The sequence below is a fragment of the Cyanobium sp. N5-Cardenillas genome (assembly GCF_024345515.1).
GTDB lineage: Bacteria > Cyanobacteriota > Cyanobacteriia > PCC-6307 > Cyanobiaceae > Cyanobium.
Genome location: NZ_JAGQBG010000001.1, coordinates 1 through 17,340 on the forward strand (window position 1 = coordinate 1; position 17,340 = coordinate 17,340).

20 protein-coding genes are annotated in these 17,340 nt (G+C 69.2%); 5 read left to right on the top strand and 15 right to left on the bottom strand.

Annotated elements, in window-relative coordinates; translation table 11 throughout:
- Positions 1–715 (bottom strand): pyruvate kinase (locus KBZ04_RS00005; RefSeq protein WP_254989867.1); only part of this gene is annotated, 715 nt, incomplete at its 3' end.
- A gap of 59 nt (positions 716–774) precedes the next feature.
- Here KBZ04_RS00005 and KBZ04_RS00010 point away from each other — a divergent pair.
- Both KBZ04_RS00010 and KBZ04_RS00015 read left to right on the top strand, forming a co-directional pair.
- Complete coding sequence (locus KBZ04_RS00010; protein ID WP_254989868.1) at positions 775–1,104, top strand: nucleoside triphosphate pyrophosphohydrolase family protein; 330 nt, start codon at positions 775–777, stop codon at positions 1,102–1,104.
- A 65-nt stretch (positions 1,105–1,169) separates the two neighbouring features.
- Entirely contained in the window at positions 1,170–1,619 is a 450-nt protein-coding gene (locus tag KBZ04_RS00015) for a hypothetical protein (protein WP_254989905.1), read from the top strand.
- Here the strand turns inward: KBZ04_RS00015 and KBZ04_RS00020 are convergent.
- The 3 genes from KBZ04_RS00020 to ilvA are packed head-to-tail and all read right to left on the bottom strand — an operon-like array spanning position 1,613 to position 4,115.
- Complete coding sequence (locus KBZ04_RS00020) at positions 1,613–1,903, bottom strand: YggT family protein (RefSeq protein ID WP_254989869.1); 291 nt, start codon at positions 1,901–1,903, stop codon at positions 1,613–1,615. The two genes, KBZ04_RS00015 and KBZ04_RS00020, sit on opposite strands and share 7 nt — an antisense overlap.
- Before the next feature lie 39 nt (positions 1,904–1,942).
- On the bottom strand, positions 1,943–2,509 hold the full coding sequence (gene scpB, locus KBZ04_RS00025) for an SMC-Scp complex subunit ScpB (RefSeq protein ID WP_254989870.1): 567 nt from the start codon (positions 2,507–2,509) through the stop codon (positions 1,943–1,945).
- Positions 2,502–4,115 carry a threonine ammonia-lyase, biosynthetic gene (gene ilvA, locus KBZ04_RS00030; protein WP_254989871.1) on the bottom strand — a complete coding sequence of 538 codons (1,614 nt, stop codon included), beginning with the start codon at positions 4,113–4,115 and terminating at the stop codon, positions 2,502–2,504. Before ilvA ends, scpB begins: the two co-directional genes overlap by 8 nt.
- A gap of 96 nt (positions 4,116–4,211) precedes the next feature.
- Here ilvA and dxs point away from each other — a divergent pair, with 96 nt between their 5' ends.
- Entirely contained in the window at positions 4,212–6,131 is a 1,920-nt protein-coding gene (gene dxs / locus KBZ04_RS00035) for a 1-deoxy-D-xylulose-5-phosphate synthase (protein WP_254989872.1), read from the top strand.
- Positions 6,121–7,371 carry an NAD(P)/FAD-dependent oxidoreductase gene (locus tag KBZ04_RS00040; protein WP_254989873.1) on the top strand — a complete coding sequence of 417 codons (1,251 nt, stop codon included), beginning with the start codon at positions 6,121–6,123 and terminating at the stop codon, positions 7,369–7,371. Before dxs ends, KBZ04_RS00040 begins: the two co-directional genes overlap by 11 nt.
- A 4-nt stretch (positions 7,372–7,375) precedes the next feature.
- Here the strand turns inward: KBZ04_RS00040 and psaK are convergent, their stop codons facing one another.
- Genes psaK through KBZ04_RS00055 form a run of 3 tightly spaced genes read right to left on the bottom strand, consistent with a single transcriptional unit; the run spans position 7,376 to position 8,342 of the window.
- Complete coding sequence (gene psaK, locus KBZ04_RS00045) at positions 7,376–7,633, bottom strand: photosystem I reaction center subunit PsaK (RefSeq protein WP_015108267.1); 258 nt, start codon at positions 7,631–7,633, stop codon at positions 7,376–7,378.
- Positions 7,630–8,028, bottom strand: coding sequence for a DUF3593 domain-containing protein (locus KBZ04_RS00050; RefSeq protein ID WP_254989874.1), 399 nt, complete (start codon positions 8,026–8,028; stop codon positions 7,630–7,632). The genes psaK and KBZ04_RS00050 overlap by 4 nt, the downstream gene beginning before the upstream one ends.
- Positions 8,025–8,342 carry a DUF2499 domain-containing protein gene (locus KBZ04_RS00055; RefSeq protein WP_254989875.1) on the bottom strand — a complete coding sequence of 106 codons (318 nt, stop codon included), beginning with the start codon at positions 8,340–8,342 and terminating at the stop codon, positions 8,025–8,027. The genes KBZ04_RS00050 and KBZ04_RS00055 overlap by 4 nt, the downstream gene beginning before the upstream one ends.
- Before the next feature lie 55 nt (positions 8,343–8,397).
- Here KBZ04_RS00055 and csaB point away from each other — a divergent pair, with 55 nt between their 5' ends.
- Positions 8,398–9,456: a polysaccharide pyruvyl transferase CsaB gene (csaB, locus tag KBZ04_RS00060; RefSeq protein ID WP_254989876.1), complete on the top strand. Its 1,059-nt coding sequence runs from the start codon at positions 8,398–8,400 to the stop codon at positions 9,454–9,456.
- 12 nt (positions 9,457–9,468) lie between these two features.
- Here csaB and KBZ04_RS00065 read toward each other — a convergent pair whose 3' ends face one another.
- The 8 genes from KBZ04_RS00065 to htpG all read right to left on the bottom strand — a co-directional run bounded on the left by KBZ04_RS00065 (position 9,469) and on the right by htpG (position 17,322).
- Positions 9,469–10,338, bottom strand: coding sequence for a metallophosphoesterase (locus KBZ04_RS00065; protein WP_254989877.1), 870 nt, complete (start codon positions 10,336–10,338; stop codon positions 9,469–9,471).
- 36 nt (positions 10,339–10,374) lie between these two features.
- Positions 10,375–10,962, bottom strand: coding sequence for a peroxiredoxin (locus tag KBZ04_RS00070; RefSeq protein WP_254989878.1), 588 nt, complete (start codon positions 10,960–10,962; stop codon positions 10,375–10,377).
- A gap of 61 nt (positions 10,963–11,023) precedes the next feature.
- On the bottom strand, positions 11,024–11,260 hold the full coding sequence (rpmB, locus tag KBZ04_RS00075; protein ID WP_216903196.1) for a 50S ribosomal protein L28: 237 nt from the start codon (positions 11,258–11,260) through the stop codon (positions 11,024–11,026).
- 83 nt (positions 11,261–11,343) lie between these two features.
- Entirely contained in the window at positions 11,344–12,339 is a 996-nt protein-coding gene (locus KBZ04_RS00080; RefSeq protein WP_254989879.1) for an ABC transporter ATP-binding protein, read from the bottom strand.
- Positions 12,336–13,130 carry a carbohydrate ABC transporter permease gene (locus KBZ04_RS00085; protein WP_254989880.1) on the bottom strand — a complete coding sequence of 265 codons (795 nt, stop codon included), beginning with the start codon at positions 13,128–13,130 and terminating at the stop codon, positions 12,336–12,338. Before KBZ04_RS00085 ends, KBZ04_RS00080 begins: the two co-directional genes overlap by 4 nt.
- Positions 13,127–14,014, bottom strand: a complete 888-nt coding sequence (locus KBZ04_RS00090) for a carbohydrate ABC transporter permease (protein ID WP_254989881.1) — start codon at positions 14,012–14,014, stop codon at positions 13,127–13,129. The genes KBZ04_RS00085 and KBZ04_RS00090 overlap by 4 nt, the downstream gene beginning before the upstream one ends.
- Positions 14,011–15,336: an extracellular solute-binding protein gene (locus tag KBZ04_RS00095; RefSeq protein ID WP_254989882.1), complete on the bottom strand. Its 1,326-nt coding sequence runs from the start codon at positions 15,334–15,336 to the stop codon at positions 14,011–14,013. The genes KBZ04_RS00090 and KBZ04_RS00095 overlap by 4 nt, the downstream gene beginning before the upstream one ends.
- Positions 15,337–15,399: 63 nt before the next feature.
- A complete protein-coding gene (gene htpG / locus KBZ04_RS00100; protein WP_254989883.1) occupies positions 15,400–17,322 on the bottom strand; it encodes a molecular chaperone HtpG in 1,923 nt (640 codons plus the stop codon).
- Positions 17,323–17,340 lie beyond the last annotated feature (18 nt).

The window sequence follows — 17,340 nt, forward strand, 5'->3', positions numbered from 1 at the left end:
GGATGGCGTCGATGGCGTCGATGGCCTCGAACTTCTCAATCTTGGCCACCACCGGGGTGCAGTGGCCCTGGCTGCGGATCAGCTCGCGGATCTCCAGCATGTCGGAGGGATTGCGCACGAAGCTGAGGGCCACCCAGTCGACGCCCTGCTGCAGGCCGAAGGCCAGGTCGCGGCGGTCCTTGGGGGTCAGGGCCCGGATCGACAGCTGCACGTCGGGGAAGTTGACCCCCTTGTTGTTGGAGAGCACCCCTCCCACGGTGACCCGGCACTTCAGGGTCTGTCCGGGGCCGTCGACCTCCACCACCACCATTTCCACCCGGCCGTCGTCGAGGAGGATGCGACTGCCGTTGGTGACCTCGTCCGCCAGCCGGTCGTAGGTGACGGTGGCGATCGTGTTGTCGCAGTTGACGGCGCGGGAGGTGAGCGCGAAGGGATCCCCCTTGGCCAGGGTGATCGGACCAGCCTGGAAGCGACCCAGGCGGATCTTGGGACCCTGCAGATCCTGGAGGATGCCGATGTGCACGCCCAGTTCGTGGGCCACCTGGCGGATGGTGGCGATCCGATCGGCGTGGTCGCTGTGGTCGCCGTGGGAGAAGTTGAGACGGAAGGTGGTGGCACCGGCGGCGATCAGCTGCCGCAGCACCTCCGGCGACTCGGTGGCCGGACCGATCGTGGCCACGATCTTTGTGCGACGCATGAGATCGTGAGGGGCCATTGGACGACCGTGTACAAGGGCGGAAACTACCATCCGGACTTGCCCTGAGCGCGCTTGAAATGGACTTTCAGGACTACCAGCAACGCTCCCGTGAGACGGCGCGGTACCCGGACGTGGGCGCCAACATCCTCGACCCGACGCTGGGATTGTGCGGTGAGGCCGGCGAGGTGGCCGACAAGGTCAAGAAGGTGCTGCGGGATCGGGGCGGCGACTTCGGCCCCGACGTCCGTGACGACCTGCGGCTGGAGCTGGGCGATGTGCTCTGGTACGTGGCCCAGCTGGCCACGGAACTGGGACTGGATCTCGACGACGTGGCCGGGGCCAATCTGGCCAAGCTGGCCAGCCGCGCGGACCGTAACGTGATCGGAGGCAGCGGCGATCGGCGGTGAAGCAAAGAGGAATCGCCGGGACCACCCTGGTCCGACGGGTGGCAGGTCTGCTCCTGGGACTGTTGATGCTCCTCAGTGTCCCCGCCCTGGCGGCCGCCACCGACCTCAAGGTGTCGGAGGTGGTGCTCGAGCCCTGCCCCGCCGATGACCTGGGCACCCAGCCGGAGCTGGCTCGCCCCAGTGGCGCCAGTTGCTGGGCCCTGCGGGGGGTGGTGCTGAACCCCGGTACCAAGCCCGTCATGGACACCGATGTGTTCGGCCTGATCCTGGATGCCAGCGGCGAACCGGTGCTGCCGAACCGCACCCGGGTGGGTTCGATCGGCGATGTGCCGCCCGGCCGCTCCAGCTTCGCCCTGCGCCTGGCCGTTCCGGCCGGCACGCCGGGCCCCCTCGGCACCCGCAGCGTCAAGGCGAGGGGCTTCAGCGCCCCGGTGCGCACCCGGGCCGGGGTGGACGATGAACTCCTGCCCCTGGAGGAGGCCCTGGGCGCCTCCGACGCCCTGTCGGCTCAGTAGGGCAGGCCGCCCGAGAGGGTGGCGATCGAGGCCCCCAGCAGGCTCTGGGCCAGCTGCAGGGCGATGAAGGCGACCAGCGCCGACAGGTCGATGCCGCCCAGCGGGGGAATCAGGCCGCGGAAGGCGTTGAGGTAGGGGTCGGTGATGGCGCTGACGCTGGAGAGCAGTGGGTTGCTCCAGTCGAGGTTGGGGAACCAGCTCAGCAGCACCCGGACCAGCAGCACCAGGAGGTAGATGCTGAGGGTCTGGGCCAGCACCTGGAGCAGGAAGACGAAGATGTTCATGGAAAGGGTCGAGGGGTGGGCTGCAACCGTCAGCCAACTCTATGGATCTGGTTCATCCTCGGGCGTCGGCGGGCTCGCGTCTGTCTCGGCGGCCGCCAGGCGCGAGCCGAGGGCCGCCAGGTCGTCGGCCTTCAGGGAGAAGGTGCGATGGAACTTCTCACTCAGGCTGAGCCAGTAGGAACGGCCGTCACTCTGGCGGCGGCGCTCGATGAAGTCCTGGGCCAGCAGTTCCTTGATGTGCTCGTAGGCCCCCGAGCCGCGCAGCTCCACCAGCTCCGACTGCAGCAGACGCTTCTTGAGGGCGATGGTGGCCAGGGTGCGCAGGGCGGCGATGGACAGATCCACCGGCAGCAGGTTCTGCACCAGATCCCCCAGGCCTGCCCGTAGCTGCAGCGCATAACGCTGCCCCTCCTGATGAATTTCCAGGGCGGTGTCCCGGTGGGCGTAGTCGGCCATCAGGGTGATCAGGGCCAGCTCGGCCGCGTCCCGCTCGATGCCGGCGATGGCGGCCAGTTCGCCCAGCTCCAGCGGCCGGCCCTTGAGGTAAAGGATGGCCTCCAGCCGCGCCGGCAGGGAGAGGCCGGAGAAGGGTTCGGGTTCAGCCATGGGGAGGGTCGGAACGGCGTGGCGGCAGGGTGCACCCCACTTCCCCCAGGAAGAGCCGGTAGGCAGGGTTGTGGGTCTCCTCCCAGTGCTGGTAGGGGAGATCGGCGAGGAAGGCCTGCCAGGCCTCCAGCTCCGCCGGCGGCACCTGCACCCCCACCACGATGCGGCCCACGTCGGCGCCGTGGTTGCGGTAGTGAAAGATGCTGATGTTCCAGTTGGGATGCAGGGCGTTCACGAACGCCATCAGGGCCCCGGGCCGTTCGGGGAACACGAAGCGGTAGAGCCGCTCCTCTCCCTGGTTGAGGGCCGCCCCGGCGCTGGCCGGCAGCCGTCCCCCCACCATGTGGCAGAGGTGGAGCTTGGCCAGCTCGTCGCCGCTCAGGTCGAGGCAGGGAAACCCATGGGCCTCAAGGGCTTCCATCAGCTGGTGGGTGTCCTGGTGGCCGCTGATCTGCACTCCCACGAAGATGTGGGCCAGCTGGGGGTCGGCCAGGCGGTAGCTGAACTCGGTGAGGCTGCGCTGGCCGAGGACGGCGCAGAACCGCGCCAGGCTCCCGGGTTGCTCCGGGATCTCCACCGCCAGCAGGGCTTCCCGTTCCTCGCCCAGCTCGGCCCGTTCCGCCACGAAGGCCAGCCGGTCGAAGTTCATGTTGGCGCCGCAGGCCACCGCCACCAGGGTCCGGTCCCGCAGCTGACGCTGGGCCACGTCCTTCTTCATGCCGGCCACCGAGAGGGCGCCCGCCGGCTCGAGGATCGAGCGGGTGTCCTCGAAGACGTCCTTGATGGCGGCGCAGATCTCGTCGGTGTCCACCGTGACCATGCGATCGACGCAGCGCTGGGCCAGGGCGAACGTGTGCACGCCCACCTGGCGCACGGCCACGCCGTCGGCGAAGAGGCCCACCTGCTCGAGCCGGACCCGCTCACCCGCCGCCAGGGATCGGGTCATGGCATCGGCATCGCTCGGCTCGACGCCCACCACCTCCACCTGGGGCCACAGGCTCTTGACGTAGGCGCCGATGCCGGCGATCAGTCCGCCACCGCCCACCGCCACATAGATGGCGTCGGGGGGGTCGGAGCACTGGCGCAGGATCTCCAGGCCGATCGTGCCCTGGCCGGCGATCACATCCGGATCGTCGAAGGGATGGATGAAGGTGAGTCCCCGCTGCCGTTGCAGGCGGTGGGCTTCCTCGCAGGCCTCGTCGTAGGTGTCGCCATGCAGCACCACGTCGGCGCCGCGGGCCGCCACCGAGCGCACCTTCATCTCCGGGGTGGTGACCGGCATCACGATCACGGCGGTGCAGCCCAGCCGCTGGGCGGCCAGGGCCACCCCCTGGGCATGGTTGCCGGCACTGGCGGCGATCACCCCCCGGTCGAGCTCCGAGCGCTCCAGGCCCACCATTTTGTTGTAGGCGCCGCGCAGCTTGAAGCTGAACACGGGCTGGAGATCCTCCCGCTTGAGCAGCACCTGGTTGAGGCGCCGGCGGGAGAGGTTGGGGGCGGGATCGAGGGGGGATTCGATCGCCACGTCGTACACCCGGGCCCGCAGGATCCGCTGCAGGTAGGCGGTGGCCTCGGGAAAGGCGTCGTCGTGGGCGGCCAAAGTCATGGCCCCAGTGTCGCAACCCGACCCTGGAACGGTGGCGTTCGCCGCCGTGGGTCGGAGCGAACCCCGTAGATTGGCCATCTGGAAGCAAGGAAGGGCATGCATCTGAGCGAGCTGAGCCATCCGAATCAGCTGCACGGCCTGAGCACCGCAGAACTCGAGGCCATGGCTCGCCAGATCCGCGAGAAGCACCTGGAGGTGGTAGCCACCAGTGGCGGGCACCTGGGTCCGGGGCTGGGGGTCGTGGAACTTACCCTCGCCCTCTATCAGACCCTCGACCTCGACCACGACCGGGTGGTCTGGGATGTGGGCCACCAGGCCTATCCCCACAAGCTGGTCACGGGGCGCTACAAGGATTTTCACACCCTGCGCCAGAAGGGCGGCGTGGCGGGCTATCTCAAGCGCAGCGAGAGCCGCTTCGACCACTTCGGCGCCGGCCACGCCTCCACCAGCATCTCGGCGGCCCTGGGCATGGCCCTGGCCCGCGACCGTCGCGGCGATGACTTCAAATGTGTCGCCGTGATCGGCGATGGGGCCCTCACCGGCGGCATGGCCCTGGAGGCCATCAACCATGCGGGCCACCTGCCGCGCACGAAGCTGCTCGTGGTGCTGAACGACAACGACATGTCGATCTCAGCGCCGGTGGGGGCCCTTTCCACCCACCTCAACCGCATGCGGCTGAGCAAGCCGGTCCAGTTCCTTTCCGGCAGCGCCGAGGAGGCGGTCAAGCACCTGCCCTTCCTGCACGGGGAGCTGCCGACGGAGCTCAAGACGCTCAAGGAAAGCATGAAGCGGCTGGCGGTGCCCAAGGTGGGGGCCGTGTTCGAGGAGCTGGGCTTCACCTACGTGGGACCGATCGACGGCCACGACATCCCTGAGATGGTGCGCACCTTCCAGGCGGCCCACCGCTGCGAGGGCCCGGTGCTGGTGCACGTGGCCACCACCAAGGGCAAGGGCTACCCCTACGCCGAGGCCGACCAGGTCGGCTACCACGCCCAGTCAGCCTTCGACCTGGCCACCGGCAAGGCCTACCCGTCCAGCAAGCCGAAGCCGCCCAGCTGGAGCAAGGTCTTCGGCCAGACCCTGGTCAAGATCTGCGAACAGGATCCCCGGGTGGTGGGCATCACCGCCGCCATGGCCACCGGCACCGGGCTCGACCTGCTGGAGAAGGCACTGCCCCAGCAGTACTTCGATGTGGGCATCGCCGAGCAGCACGCCGTGACGATGGCGGCGGGCATGGCCTGCGAAGGCCTGCGCCCGGTGGTGGCCATCTACAGCACCTTCCTGCAGCGCGCCTTCGACCAGCTCATCCATGACGTCGGCATCCAGAAGCTGCCGGTCACCTTCGTTCTCGATCGGGCCGGCATCGTCGGCGCCGACGGCCCCACCCACCAGGGCCAGTACGACATCAGCTACCTGCGGGCCGTGCCGAACTTCACGGTGATGGCCCCGAAGGACGAGGCCGAACTGCAACGCATGCTGGTCACCTCGATCGCCCACGACGGCCCCTGTGCCATCCGCATCCCCCGCGGGGAAGGGGAAGGGGTGCCACTGATGGACGAGGGCTGGCAGCCCCTGGAGATCGGCCGCGGTGAGCTGCTCACCGACGGTGATGACGTGCTGATCGTGGCCTACGGCGCCATGGTGGCGCCGGCCATGGCCACCGCCGGCCTGCTCCAGGAGAAGGGGCTGCGGGCCTCGGTGGTGAATGCCCGGTTCCTCCGTCCCCTTGACGAGGCCCTGATCCTGCCGTTGGCGCGGCGGATCGGCCGGGTGGTGACGATGGAGGAAGGAGCCCTGGCCGGTGGCTTCGGTGCGGCGGTCGTGGAAACCTTCAACGACCACGAACTGGCCGTCCCGGTGCTGCGCATCGGCATCCCGGACCTCCTGGTCGACCACGCCAGCCCCGACCAGAGCAAGGAAAGCCTCGGCCTCACCCCAGCCCAGATGGCCGATCGCATCCACGAGCGTTTCGGCCCTGTGTTCCGCGCCACCGTCCCCACCGCCCTTGCCGTCTGAGTCGTCTGAGTCGTCCCTGTTCTGCCAGGTGCTGGTGGTGGGGGCCGGTCCGGCCGGCGGAGACCTGGCCCGGCGTCTGGCCCTCCAGGGGGTGGATGTCGTCCTGGTGGATCGTCTTCCCGACCTGACCCGTTCCGCCTTCAGCAGCGCCGCCCTGCCAGTCACGTCCATGGAGGCCTTCGGCCTGCCAGCGGAGGTGGTGGGCAGCCGCTGGCGGCAGTGGCAGCTGATCGGGCCCGGCAGCGCCAGCCGCACCTGGGCTTCGCCCCAACCCCTCGGGGTGGTGCTCGACTTCGGCGCCCTGCGCCGCTGGCAGGCCGACCAGTGCCTGCGCTGGGGCGGCAGGGTGCAGCTGGGGCTCCAGGCCTGCTCCAGCCACCAGCAGGGCGAGCGGATGGTCACCGTGCTGCGCCGCTCCGATGGCACCACGCTGCGCGTCAGCAGCGACTGGACCGTGGATGCCACTGGCCAGGCCAGGGCCCTGCTGGGGGATCCGCCGTCGGCACAGCACCCACGGGATGGCTTGGTGCGGGCCGCCGGCCTGGAATGGCTGCTGCGCGTGTCTCCCACCTGCTGGGAGCGCTGGGCCGACCGGCTCAGCTTCTGCCTGGGCAGCGACTGGGTGCCCCAGGGCTACGGCTGGATCTTTCCGATGCAGCTGGGCGTGCTGAAGCTCGGGGTGTGCCGGCTGGTGGATTCCAAGCGCCAGCAGCCACCCCTGGGGGGATTGATCACGGCGGTGGGCCGGCGCCTGCTGGCTGACGGAATGGCTGGAGAGACCTTCAAGGTCCTCGACCGCCATGGCGGTCTGGTGCGCAGCACGATCAGTCGCCTGGAACCCCATCAGCGGGGCCGGCTGGTGGGCCTGGGTGATGCGGTCAGCACCGCCAACCTGCTGGGCGGTGAAGGCATCCGCCATGCCCTCACCAGCAGCGCCGTGCTGGCTCCCCTTTTGCAGGAGGCCCTTGGTGGATCAGGGGGTTCTGTCTCGGCGCCGCAGGCACTGCGGGATTATGCGCCCCAACTGAGGCGAGCCCTGGGCTGGCGCTGGTCCCTCAGCGGCCGGCTGGCGCGACGCACCTGGCTGAGCCTGCACGCACCGAAGGCCGATGGCCGTCTCGACCAGGTGCTCCGGGGGCTGGAGGGTTGCAGGGCGGAGGATCTCTCGGCCCTGCTGTTCGGCTATCGCTTCGAGCGCTACGGCCTCAGGGCCCTGCCGTACCTGCTGGGCTGGCGCTGAGCCGTCAGAGGACGCCGCGGGAAGCGAGACCCAGGATCGCGCCCATGCCGAGGATGTGGCCCAGGCTGGTCGTGCCGAGCATGGCGCCATGGCTGAAGCCGCCGAAGAAGTTGTCGCTGGGCAGCTTGAGGCCGACGTTCTGCTGCTGGATGGTGGCCTTGCCGATGGCGATGGCGATGACATTGCACACGATCATGACCAGGGCCACCTTGGGAGACCAGCTGATCGACGCGGGAGCCATGGCCAGGAGGGGAGCGATCATGATGCACTTGCTGACGCCCCATCTTCCGGGTCAGGACGAACTGTGCCCCGCTCCCTTAAGACTTGTTCACCTGGAAGCGGCCCGTCTTGCCGGGGCCGAAATCCCAGCAGCACCACCAGGTTGCTGAGGGTCAGGAAGGCTTCGGCGCCGCCGTGCAGGGGATCCACGTCTGCCAGCTGACGGCCGTAGGCCAGCTGGGCCACCACGGCGGCGGCGATCGTGACGGCCACGAACAGCAACGTCAGCTGGAAGCCGCGTAACGCCAGGCGCGGAAAGGCCCGCACCTTCTGCGCCCACCACAGGAAGGCCAGATACGGCAGGAGCGAGAGCACGAAGAACGGTGCCGGATCCACGCCGCCGAGGCGCTGAAACCAATCAGCCAGGGACAGGCTCACGGTGTTCCGTCCTCCGGCGCCAGCCGCTGCAGCCGCAGCAGGTTCCAGGCGGCCAGGGCCAGGGCCCCGTTGCCAAGGGCGGTGAGACCGGCCTGCAACACCACCAACCCCTTGAGGGCCTCGCTGTTGTCGAACAGATGCCAGGTGCAGGCCGCCATCGCGCTCACCAGGGCCGGCACCATGGCCAGGGACAGCCAGCGCCAGCCCCCTTCCCGCCGCAGCCGCCCATAGGCCTGCACCGCCAGGATCGCCAGACCCCACTCGAGCACCGAGGTGATGTGGATCCACCAGGTGGGCAGCGATAGCGCGTGCATGGGGAAGGCCTGGTGTGATCCGTAATGTACGGAGCCGGAACCACCGCTGCGTCGGATGCGAGCTCTGATCTGCGGCTACTACGGGGAACACAACCTGGGCGATGACGCCCTGCTGGAGGTGCTGCTCGGCCAGCTCCCCGCTGGCTGCCAGCCGGTGGTGACCGCCCACGATCAGGAGCAGGTGCGCGCCCGCTTCGGCGTGGAGACCACCGACCGTCGCCGGCTGGGGTCGGTGCTGGCGGCGCTGGGCCACTGCCAAGGTCTGGTGCTGGGGGGCGGCAGCCTGCTTCAGGACGCCACGAGTTTCCGCAGCCTGCTCTACTACGGCGCCCTGATGCTGGCCGCCCGTGCCCGCGGCCTGCCCGTGCTGCTCTGGGGGCAAGGCCTGGGACCGCTGCGTCGCCGTCGCAGTCGTCTGTTGGCGCGACTGCTGCTGAGCCAGGCCAACGGCATCAGCTGGCGCGACCAGGCCTCCGCCCGGCTTGCCGCCGGCTGGGGGATCGTCGCCAGACAGGGCAGTGATCCCGTCTGGGCACTGCCGCCGCAGGAGTGGCAAGGCCAGGGCGGCCCGATCATCCTCTGCTGGCGGCCCGTTGCCAGTCTCGACGATCGTGGCTGGCGCTTGCTGCTGGAGGCCATCGACGCCGTGGCCGAGCGCCGCGACCGGCCGCTGCATTGGTTGCCCTTCCACCGGGACCAGGACAGCGATCTGTTTGCAGAACTCGACCGGCGCGGCCTGCTCAGCGCTTCCCTGCGACGCCGCAGCCTGGTGGTGCAGGCCAGCACCCCGGAGCAGGCGACGCAGCAGTTCCAGGCGGCTTCGCTGGTGGTGGCGATGCGCCTGCACGGCCTCATCCTGGCGGCCCTGGCTGGCAGCCCATGCGCTGCCCTCAGCTACGACCCGAAGGTGACCGCCGCCGCTGAGTCCCTCGGCTGCCCCTGTCTCGATCTGGGGTGTCTGCCGAACGGCGAGTCCGGCGCGGATGCTGAGGCGCTTGCGGCCAGCTGGCAGGGGCTGGTCGACCAACCTCCTGATCAGAGTCGCCGCGAGCGGCTCCGCGCCGAGACCCGCGTCCACGCCGAACTGCTGCAGCGGCTGCAGGCGATGGCCTGAGCAGCGCCGGGGCTAGATCAGGACACCGTTTCGGTTGAGCCTGGCCCTGTCAAGACGCTGGCCTTTGCTGCTCCACGCCTCGATCGTCAGGCTCTCGAGGTCGGCATGAAGCGAGGCGAACCCATAGGTGCTCACCGCCTTGGCGCTGTTGGGGCCGGGGACGACCGGTCTGAGGGCGGCCCCCCCATTGCCGACGGTGAGGTAGGTGGTGCCATTGATCGGGACGCTGCGCTCATAGTTGTGATCGTGGCCGTTGATGTAGAGCTGCACGCCATGGCGGCGCAGCAGCGGGGTGAGACGGTCGATCGCCTCCCGATCGTCGCCGTACAGGCCTGATGAATAGATGGGATGGTGGCCTACCAGCACCTTCCAGGGCGCACGGCTGGCAGCAAGGGAGGACTTCAGCCAGGTCATCTGCTCAGGCCAGTCGGCATTGCTGTCGTGCATGAAGAACTCCACAGGTCCCCGCCGCAGGGTGTACCAACGCCCCTTCATGCCGAAGCCCGGGTAGGCGATCTGGCCGGCACCGTTTCTGGTGCGGATGTCGTGGTTGCCGAGCACGGCGTGAAACGGGACACCGGCCTTGAGCAGCTCTCTGTAGGGCCTTTCGAACTTGGCGACCACCTCACGCATGTTGCCGTTGTCATAGATGTTGTCCCCTGCCATGACGACAAGATCCACAGGATCGCGGCGATGCAGGGCCGCCATGGCACTGCCGTTGGCGAGTTGGTGGCGGTCGCCGCTGCCGCTGTCGGCCGTCGCCAGCCAGTGCAGCCGATCTGCACGGGCGTCGTTTCCCGCCAGGACCCGGCGGTTGCCGGCGAGCAAGGCTGTGGCCGAGCCCAGGGCAAGATGCAGCAGGCGGCGGCGGCTGAAGGTCATCGGAGGGGGCAACGGGGGGATTCGGTCGGCGGAAGGTCAGGCAGCGATCGTGGCATCGCTGCTGTTCTGTATCCGTTGCAGTTCTGTCAGCACCTCCTGGGCATGACCGGCGGGCCGTACGGCCGTCCAGAGGCTGCGCAGCACGCCATCCGGGTCGATCAGGAAGGTGTGACGGGCTGAGAAGGGGGGCAGCCAGGATCCGTAGCGACGGCTGACGAGCCCGCCGGGATCCGAGAGCAGCGGATAGGCCAGGCCCTCGCTGCCGCAGAAGGAGAGGTGGGCCTCGGCGTCATCGGCACTGACGCCCACCACCTCGGCATTGAGGGAGTGGAAACTGGCCAGCTCACGCTGAAAGCCCCGGGCCTCCAGGGTGCAGCCGCTGGTGAAATCCTTGGGATAGAAGTAGAGGGTAAGCCAGCGGCCTCGGAACGCTTCGCCGCCCAGGTGGGCCTCCCTCACCCTCCCGTCGGCCCCAGGGGCCACGCCGTCGAGATCGAAGACAGGGGCTGGCTGGCCGATCTCCGGCAGGGTGCCACCCATGGCCCCAGCTCGCTCTGGACGGACCAGAAGGCCGAATCCGGCCAGGACGACGGCGCCCAGAAACTTGCGACGCTCCAAGAGCATGGTCTCAACAGGGGTCGAGCCTAGCGATCCTGCTCACCAGGCCAGGAGCGGCAACGATGGCTCAGATCTTGGCCAGGTTGACGCCCAGCTCCTTGGCGTAGGCACCGAGGCCCTTTTTCTGGATGGTTTTCAGGGCCTTGGTGGACACCCGCAGCTTGATGAAACGCTTGCCCTCGGCCCACCACAGGCGACGCTCCTGCAGGTTCACCTGCTGCAGCTTCTTGGTGCGCACGTGGGAATGGCTGACGGCCATGCCGTTGTTGGCGCGCTTGCCGGTGAGCTGACAGACCCGGGACATGACGTTGTGACGACGGTGAACAATGCAGGCCTGAGCCAGCCTGAGAGTTTAACAAATGGGGCCCGGCGGCAGCGGCCGGCCCATCAAGGGGGGAGCCTGGCGCCGCTGTCTGGATCGAACCAGAGCTCGTGCTGCCGCTGCCAGCTCAGGCGCGGTTCCGGGGGTGGCGGCGCCTCCGGGCCGGTGAGCACCCGCACGGCGCCCCAATGGGTCTGGAGCCAGAGAAGTTGCTGGTGGCCCCACCACTCCCGGCGCAGCAACCGGGCCGCGACGGTACCGTCGCCCCCCAGGTGAATGTGCTCGGGCCGCAGGCCGAGCTGACGCCCGGGCTCGACCGCCAGCAGGTTGATCGCCGGCCGCCCCAGAAAGGAGGCGACGAATCGGTTGGCGGGGTTGGTGTAGAGCTCCCTGGGGCTGCCCACCTGCTGCAGCCGGCCAGCTTCAAGCAGGGCGATGCGGTCGGCCATGCCCACGGCCTCCTGCTGGTCATGGGTGACATAAATCACCGGCTGCTCGCGGCCACACAGGAGCCGGCGCAGTTCCGGCCGCAGGTCCTCCCGCAGCTGGGCATCGAGATTGCTCATCGGCTCATCGAGCAGCACGATCCGCGGATGGCGCAGCAACGCCCGGGCCAGGGCCACCCGCTGGCGCTGGCCGCCGGAGAGCTGGGCGGGTCGGCGCTGGCGCAGCTCGCCCAGCTGGAGCAGCTCGAGGGTGGCGTCGATGCGCTGCTGGCGCTCGCGGGGGGGCAGGCCACGCACCTTCAGACCCAGGTCCAGGTTGCCCTCCACGCTCAGGTGGGGGTACAGGGCGTAGCTCTGAAAGACCATCGCCACCTGCCGTTCACCCGGGCTTCGGCCGGTGAGATCCACGCCATCCAGCAGCACCTGTCCCCCGCTGGCCGGATCGAGCCCCGCCACCAGGCGCAGGGTGGTGGATTTGCCGCAGCCGCTGGGTCCGAGCAGGGCGACACACTCGCCCGGGGCGACCTGCAGATCGAGGCCATCCAGCAGGCGCCGATCCCCCACCTTCCGGCACAGCTGCCGCAGTTCCAGACCGGCAGCGGAGCTGGTGCTCATCCCTTCACCGCCCCGCGGGTCAGTCCAGAAACGATCGACCGCTGGGCCAGCAGCACCAGCAGCAGCAGGGGCAGGCTGCCCAGCACGGTGGCAGCGGCGAAGGCCCCGTAGGGGATGGTGAACACCGAGCCGCCCCCGATCCGGGCGATGGCGATCGGCAGGGTGAGCAGATCGCTGCGGCTGATCCAGGTGAGGGCGATGGCGTACTCGTTCCAGCTGGCCAGGAACACCAGGATGGCCGTGCTGGCCAAGGCCGGCCCCAGCAGGGGCAGAAGCACGAATCGGAGCCGCTGCCCCAACCCCAGCCCCTCGAGTCGCGCCGCATCCTCCAGCTCCCCGGGAAGGTCGGCAAAGGCGGCCCGCAGCAGCAGCACCGCCAGGGGCAGGGAGAGGGCGGCGTACGGCAGGCTGAGGGCGAGCAGGTTGTTGGCCAGGCCGAAGTTTCGGGCGATCTCCAGCAGCGCCAGGAACAGCAGCACGGTGGGGAACATGGCCGCCGCCACCAGGGCCAGTCCCACCCCCCAGCGGATCGGGCCGCGCAGCGTCTGCAGGCCGTAGGCGCAGGGCACCGCCAGCAGCAGGGTGAGCAGGGTGGTGGCCAGACCTACCAGGGTGCTGTTGGCCAGGTACTGCCAGAAGGGGGGATCTCCGGAGAGCACCAGCTGGTAGTTGGCCAGGGTCCAGGGGTTGCCTTCGGGCAGTGGCGCCACCAGGGCCTCCGGGCGCAGCAGGGAGGTGCGCAGCTGCCACAGCAGGGGCCCCAGGCTCCAGAGCAGCGCGAGCAGCCTCATGCCGCCCGCTCCGTGGTGCGCGCCAGGCCGTGGCGCCGCAGCAGCAGCCAGCCGCCGCCCAACGACACCAGCAGCAGCAGGAAGGTGGCCAGCATCACGGTGCTGGCGTAGCCGAAGTCGAGGAACCGCATGGCGTTGAGGTAGGCATAGAGGGCCAGGCTCTCGGTGCTGCCGGCCGGCCCGCCGCCGGTGAGCACCTGGATGAGGTCAAACACGCCCAAGGCCTGGGCGAGCCGGAACAGCACGGCCAGGGAGATGTACGGCACCAGCAGGGGAAGGGTGAGGCGGCGCAGGATCTGGAGGCGGCTGGCCCCCTCCAGGCGCAGGGCCTCCTCCAGGTCCAGCGGAATCGTTTGCAGTCCTGCCAGCAGCAGCAGGGCCACGAACGGCATGGTCTTCCAGACATCCGCCAGCACCACAAAGAACCAGGTGGTGGCCGGGGTGGAGAGGAAGCCGTAGCTGCTGCCGCCCAGGGAGCGGATGGCGGCGTTGAGCGGCCCGTGGGGATCGTTGAGGATCCAGCGCCAGCCCAGGGCCATCACCGTGGTGGGCAGGGCCCAGGGCAGCAGGGTCAGGGCCCGCAGGGGCCCCCGGCCCCGCAGGGGGCGGTGCAGCAGCAGGGCCAGGGCCAGGCCCCCCACCAGTTCCAGGGCCACTGAGCAGAGGGCGAATCGCAGGGTCTGGCCCGCATCCGTCCAGAAACGGGCGTCGTCAAGCAGCCGCCCCCAGTTGGCGCCTCCATTCGGGACGGGCACCAGCCCGGTGAGCACCGAGCTGGCATGCAGGCTCAGCCAGCCGTAGCGCAGCAGGGGGTAGACGAACACCGCCGCCAGCAGCAGCAGGGCCGGCAGCATCAACACCAGGGCGACCGTGCGGCTTTTCATGGGCCTGCCGGTCCGCTCCCCGACGGCCCGGCCAGTGAGCGCAGCACCTGCAGGCTCTGGCGCTGGGCGGTGGCCATCGTCTGCTCGGCTCCCCCCTGGCCGGTGAGCATGCCGTTGACCTGACGGGCCAGCAGGTCGCTGAGCTGGGCGTAGGCCGGCGTGGGCGGCCGCAGCTGGGGATGCTGCAGAGCCTGCCGCTGCACTGCCAGCAACGGGGCGCCGCTCTGCAGGTCCTGGTCGTCGTAGAGCGCGCTCCAGGTGGGGGCGTAGCCCTGCTCAAGGGCGAGCTGGCGCTGCACCACCGGGCCGGTGAGCCAGCGGATCACCGCCACCGCCTCCTCGGGATGGGGGCTGCCCTTGATCAGGGACAGGCCCCAGGTGCCCAGGGTGCCCCCTCCCTGCTCCCCCGGGGCGCCCACCATCGCGGTGACGCCCACCTTGCCCTGCACCGGCCCCTCCCCCTTCTCAATTTCCCGCCAGGCGTAGGGCCAGTTGCGCAGGAAGGCGGCCTCACCGGCGGCAAAGGACTGCAGGGCATCGTTCTCGGCGTAATTGGCCACGGCCCTCGGGCTCACCCCATCGCGCAGCAGGCCATCGAGCCAGGCGGCCGCCGCCACCGCCTGCGGACTGTCCAGCTGTGTGCGTGCGGTGGCGGCATCCCACCAGCGGGCGCCGAAGCCCTGCAGCACCTCCACCATCACGCAGCTCAGCCCCTCGTACTGGCGGCCCTGCCAGAGGTAACCCCAGCGCACTCTGCCGCGGCGCTGCAGGTCGCGGGAGATGGCCACCAGCTCCGAGGTGTCCCTGGGCGGGCGTGGCATCAGATCGGTGCGCCAGTAGAGCAGGCCCGTGTCGCCCGTGAGGGGCAGCCGCCAGAGGTGGTTGCCCAGGCTGTTGCCAAGGCGGGCACCGGGCTCCATGGCCGCCAGCACCTCCGGGCCGAACCAGCGCTCCAACGGCAGGAACCAGCCGGCGGCCACGTACTTCGGCAGCCAGCTGACATCCACCAGCAGCAGATCGAAGGGGGCCTCCCCCAGCAGCAGGCTGCTGATGGCGAGGTCGGAGATGGTCTCGGTGTCCAGGGGGCCGCGGATCACCTCCACCGCCACCCCGGAGCCGCTGGCGTTGAAGCGTGCCACCGGCCCTGCCACCGCATCGGCGAGGGGGGCGGGCATCAGCACCCGGATCGGCACCGGCTCCGCCGCGACCGCCTGCAACGCCTTCTGGCCGCTGGCGGAGAGCAGCACCAGCAGCAGCACCGCCAGCAGACCCACAACGGCGGGCTGCCGCCGCAGGCTGGAGAAGGGGGGGCGGGCCGCCATGGGCCAAGGTTACGCGGCTCTTTGAGGACGGCTTCGTGGTCCCCCCCCCCGGGGTGGCTGGGCTCAGAGGCCCCGCTGCATCAGTTGGCCCATCAGGTCGGAGCTGCGTTGCTGGAAGCCGGCCAGCTGGTTCGGCTCCAGCCCCCCGACGGCCAGGCGGGCCACTTCATAGATGTGGCGGCTGAGGTCCTCCGCCAGCTGGCGGCTGGGGGAAGTGGTGTCGGAGCCGGTGATGACGGCACCGGCCGAGAGCTTGAGCAGACCCTCCACCAGGGGATGGCGGCGGTTCACCAGCAGCACGTGGTGGTCGGGCAGGCCCGGCAGCCGTTGCTCCATCAGGGCTCCCATGTCGTTGATTCGGCGCATCTGCTCCGGCAGCAGGATCAGGGCCGCCGGGGAACCTTCCCCCTTCAGCGACTGCACCTGGATGGTGATCTTGTTGTCGTCGATGGCGGCCCTGAACAGGTCGCGCAGCTTCTCGCCGCTGTCCTTGCCTTCGGCATCGGCCAGCTCGCTCTCGGGCTCCTGCAGGCTGGCGTCGAGCTCGGCGTCAACCCGCTGGAAGCGCAGGTCGCCATGGCGGGCTTCCAGCCAGGGGATGAACTGGGAATCGATCAGGGTGTCGGCCAGCAGCACCTCCGCCCCCTGTCCCGTCCACAGGGCCAGGGCGCCGGCCTGCCCGGCCTCATCGGTGCAGTAGAGGATCCGATCGGCGTTGTCGCCGCTCAGGCGGCCCCGGTAGCCGGCCAGGGTGGTGTAGGTGCGGCCATCGGTGCCGACCGGGTCGAGGCAGGTGGACTCCTCGCCGTCCTCGGCCGGCTGGGCGGCCGCCGCGGTGGTGCCGTACAGGATCAGGTCGGCCACCTGGTCGGCGAACTTCTCGTCCTCCATGGCGCCGATCTTGATGAACGGGGCCAGTGAATCCCAGATCGCCGCATACCGGGCCGGTTCGTCGCGGTGCAGCTCCTTGAGACGGTCGCCCACCTTCTTGGCCACGAAGCCGCCGATCGAGCGCACCCGGCGGTCGGTCTGCAGGGCGCTGCGGCTGACGTTCAGGGGAATATCGGGCGAATCGATCACGCCCCGCAGCGGCAGCAGGTAGCGGGGCACCACCTCCTTGATCGAATCACTGACGAACACCTGGTTGCAGTAGAGGCGGATCTCGCCCTTCTCCCAGTCGGCGCGGCCGGTGATCCTGGGGAAATAGAGAATGCCCTGCAGGTTGTAGGGGTAGTCGGTGTTGAGGTGCACCCAGAGCAGGGGATCGCCCTGGAAGGGGTAGAGATAGTGGTAAAGGTTGATGTAATCCTCATCGCTGAGGTCGCGGGGGCTCTTGCGCCAGGGGGCCTCCCGCTTGTTGACCGTCTCGCCATCGAGCTGCACCGCCACCGGCAGGAAGTCGCAGTAGGTGGTGATCAGGGTGCGGATTCTGGAGGGCTCGATGTACTCCAGCTCCTCCTCCATCAGGTGCAGGATCACGTCGGTGCCGGGTTCGGAGCGCTCGGCCCCCTCGAGGCTGAAGTTGGGGGAGCCGTCACAGCTCCAGCGAACCGCCTCAGACTCCGGCCTGGCGCTGAGGCTGACCAGCTCCACGCGGGAGGCCACCATGAAACTGGAGTAGAAGCCCAGGCCGAAGTGGCCGATGATGGCGTCGCTCTCGCTCTTGTACTTCTCGAGGAAGTCCTCGGCGCTGGAGAAGGCCACCTGGTTGATGTAGCGCTTCACCTCATCGGCGGTCATGCCGATGCCGTTGTCGCTGATGGTGAGGGTCTTCGCCTCCCGGTCGATGCGGATGGAGATCGTTCCTTCATCCCCTTCGCTGCAGTCGCCGGCCATGGCGGCCATGCGCCGCTTGCTGATGGCATCGACGCCGTTGCTGACCAGCTCCCGCAGGAAGACTTCATGGCCGGAATAGACGGCCTTCTTGATGATCGGGAAGATGTTTTCGGTGTGGATCTGAATCTGGCCCTGTTCCAGCACCGTCATGGCGAATGAGAAGAATCG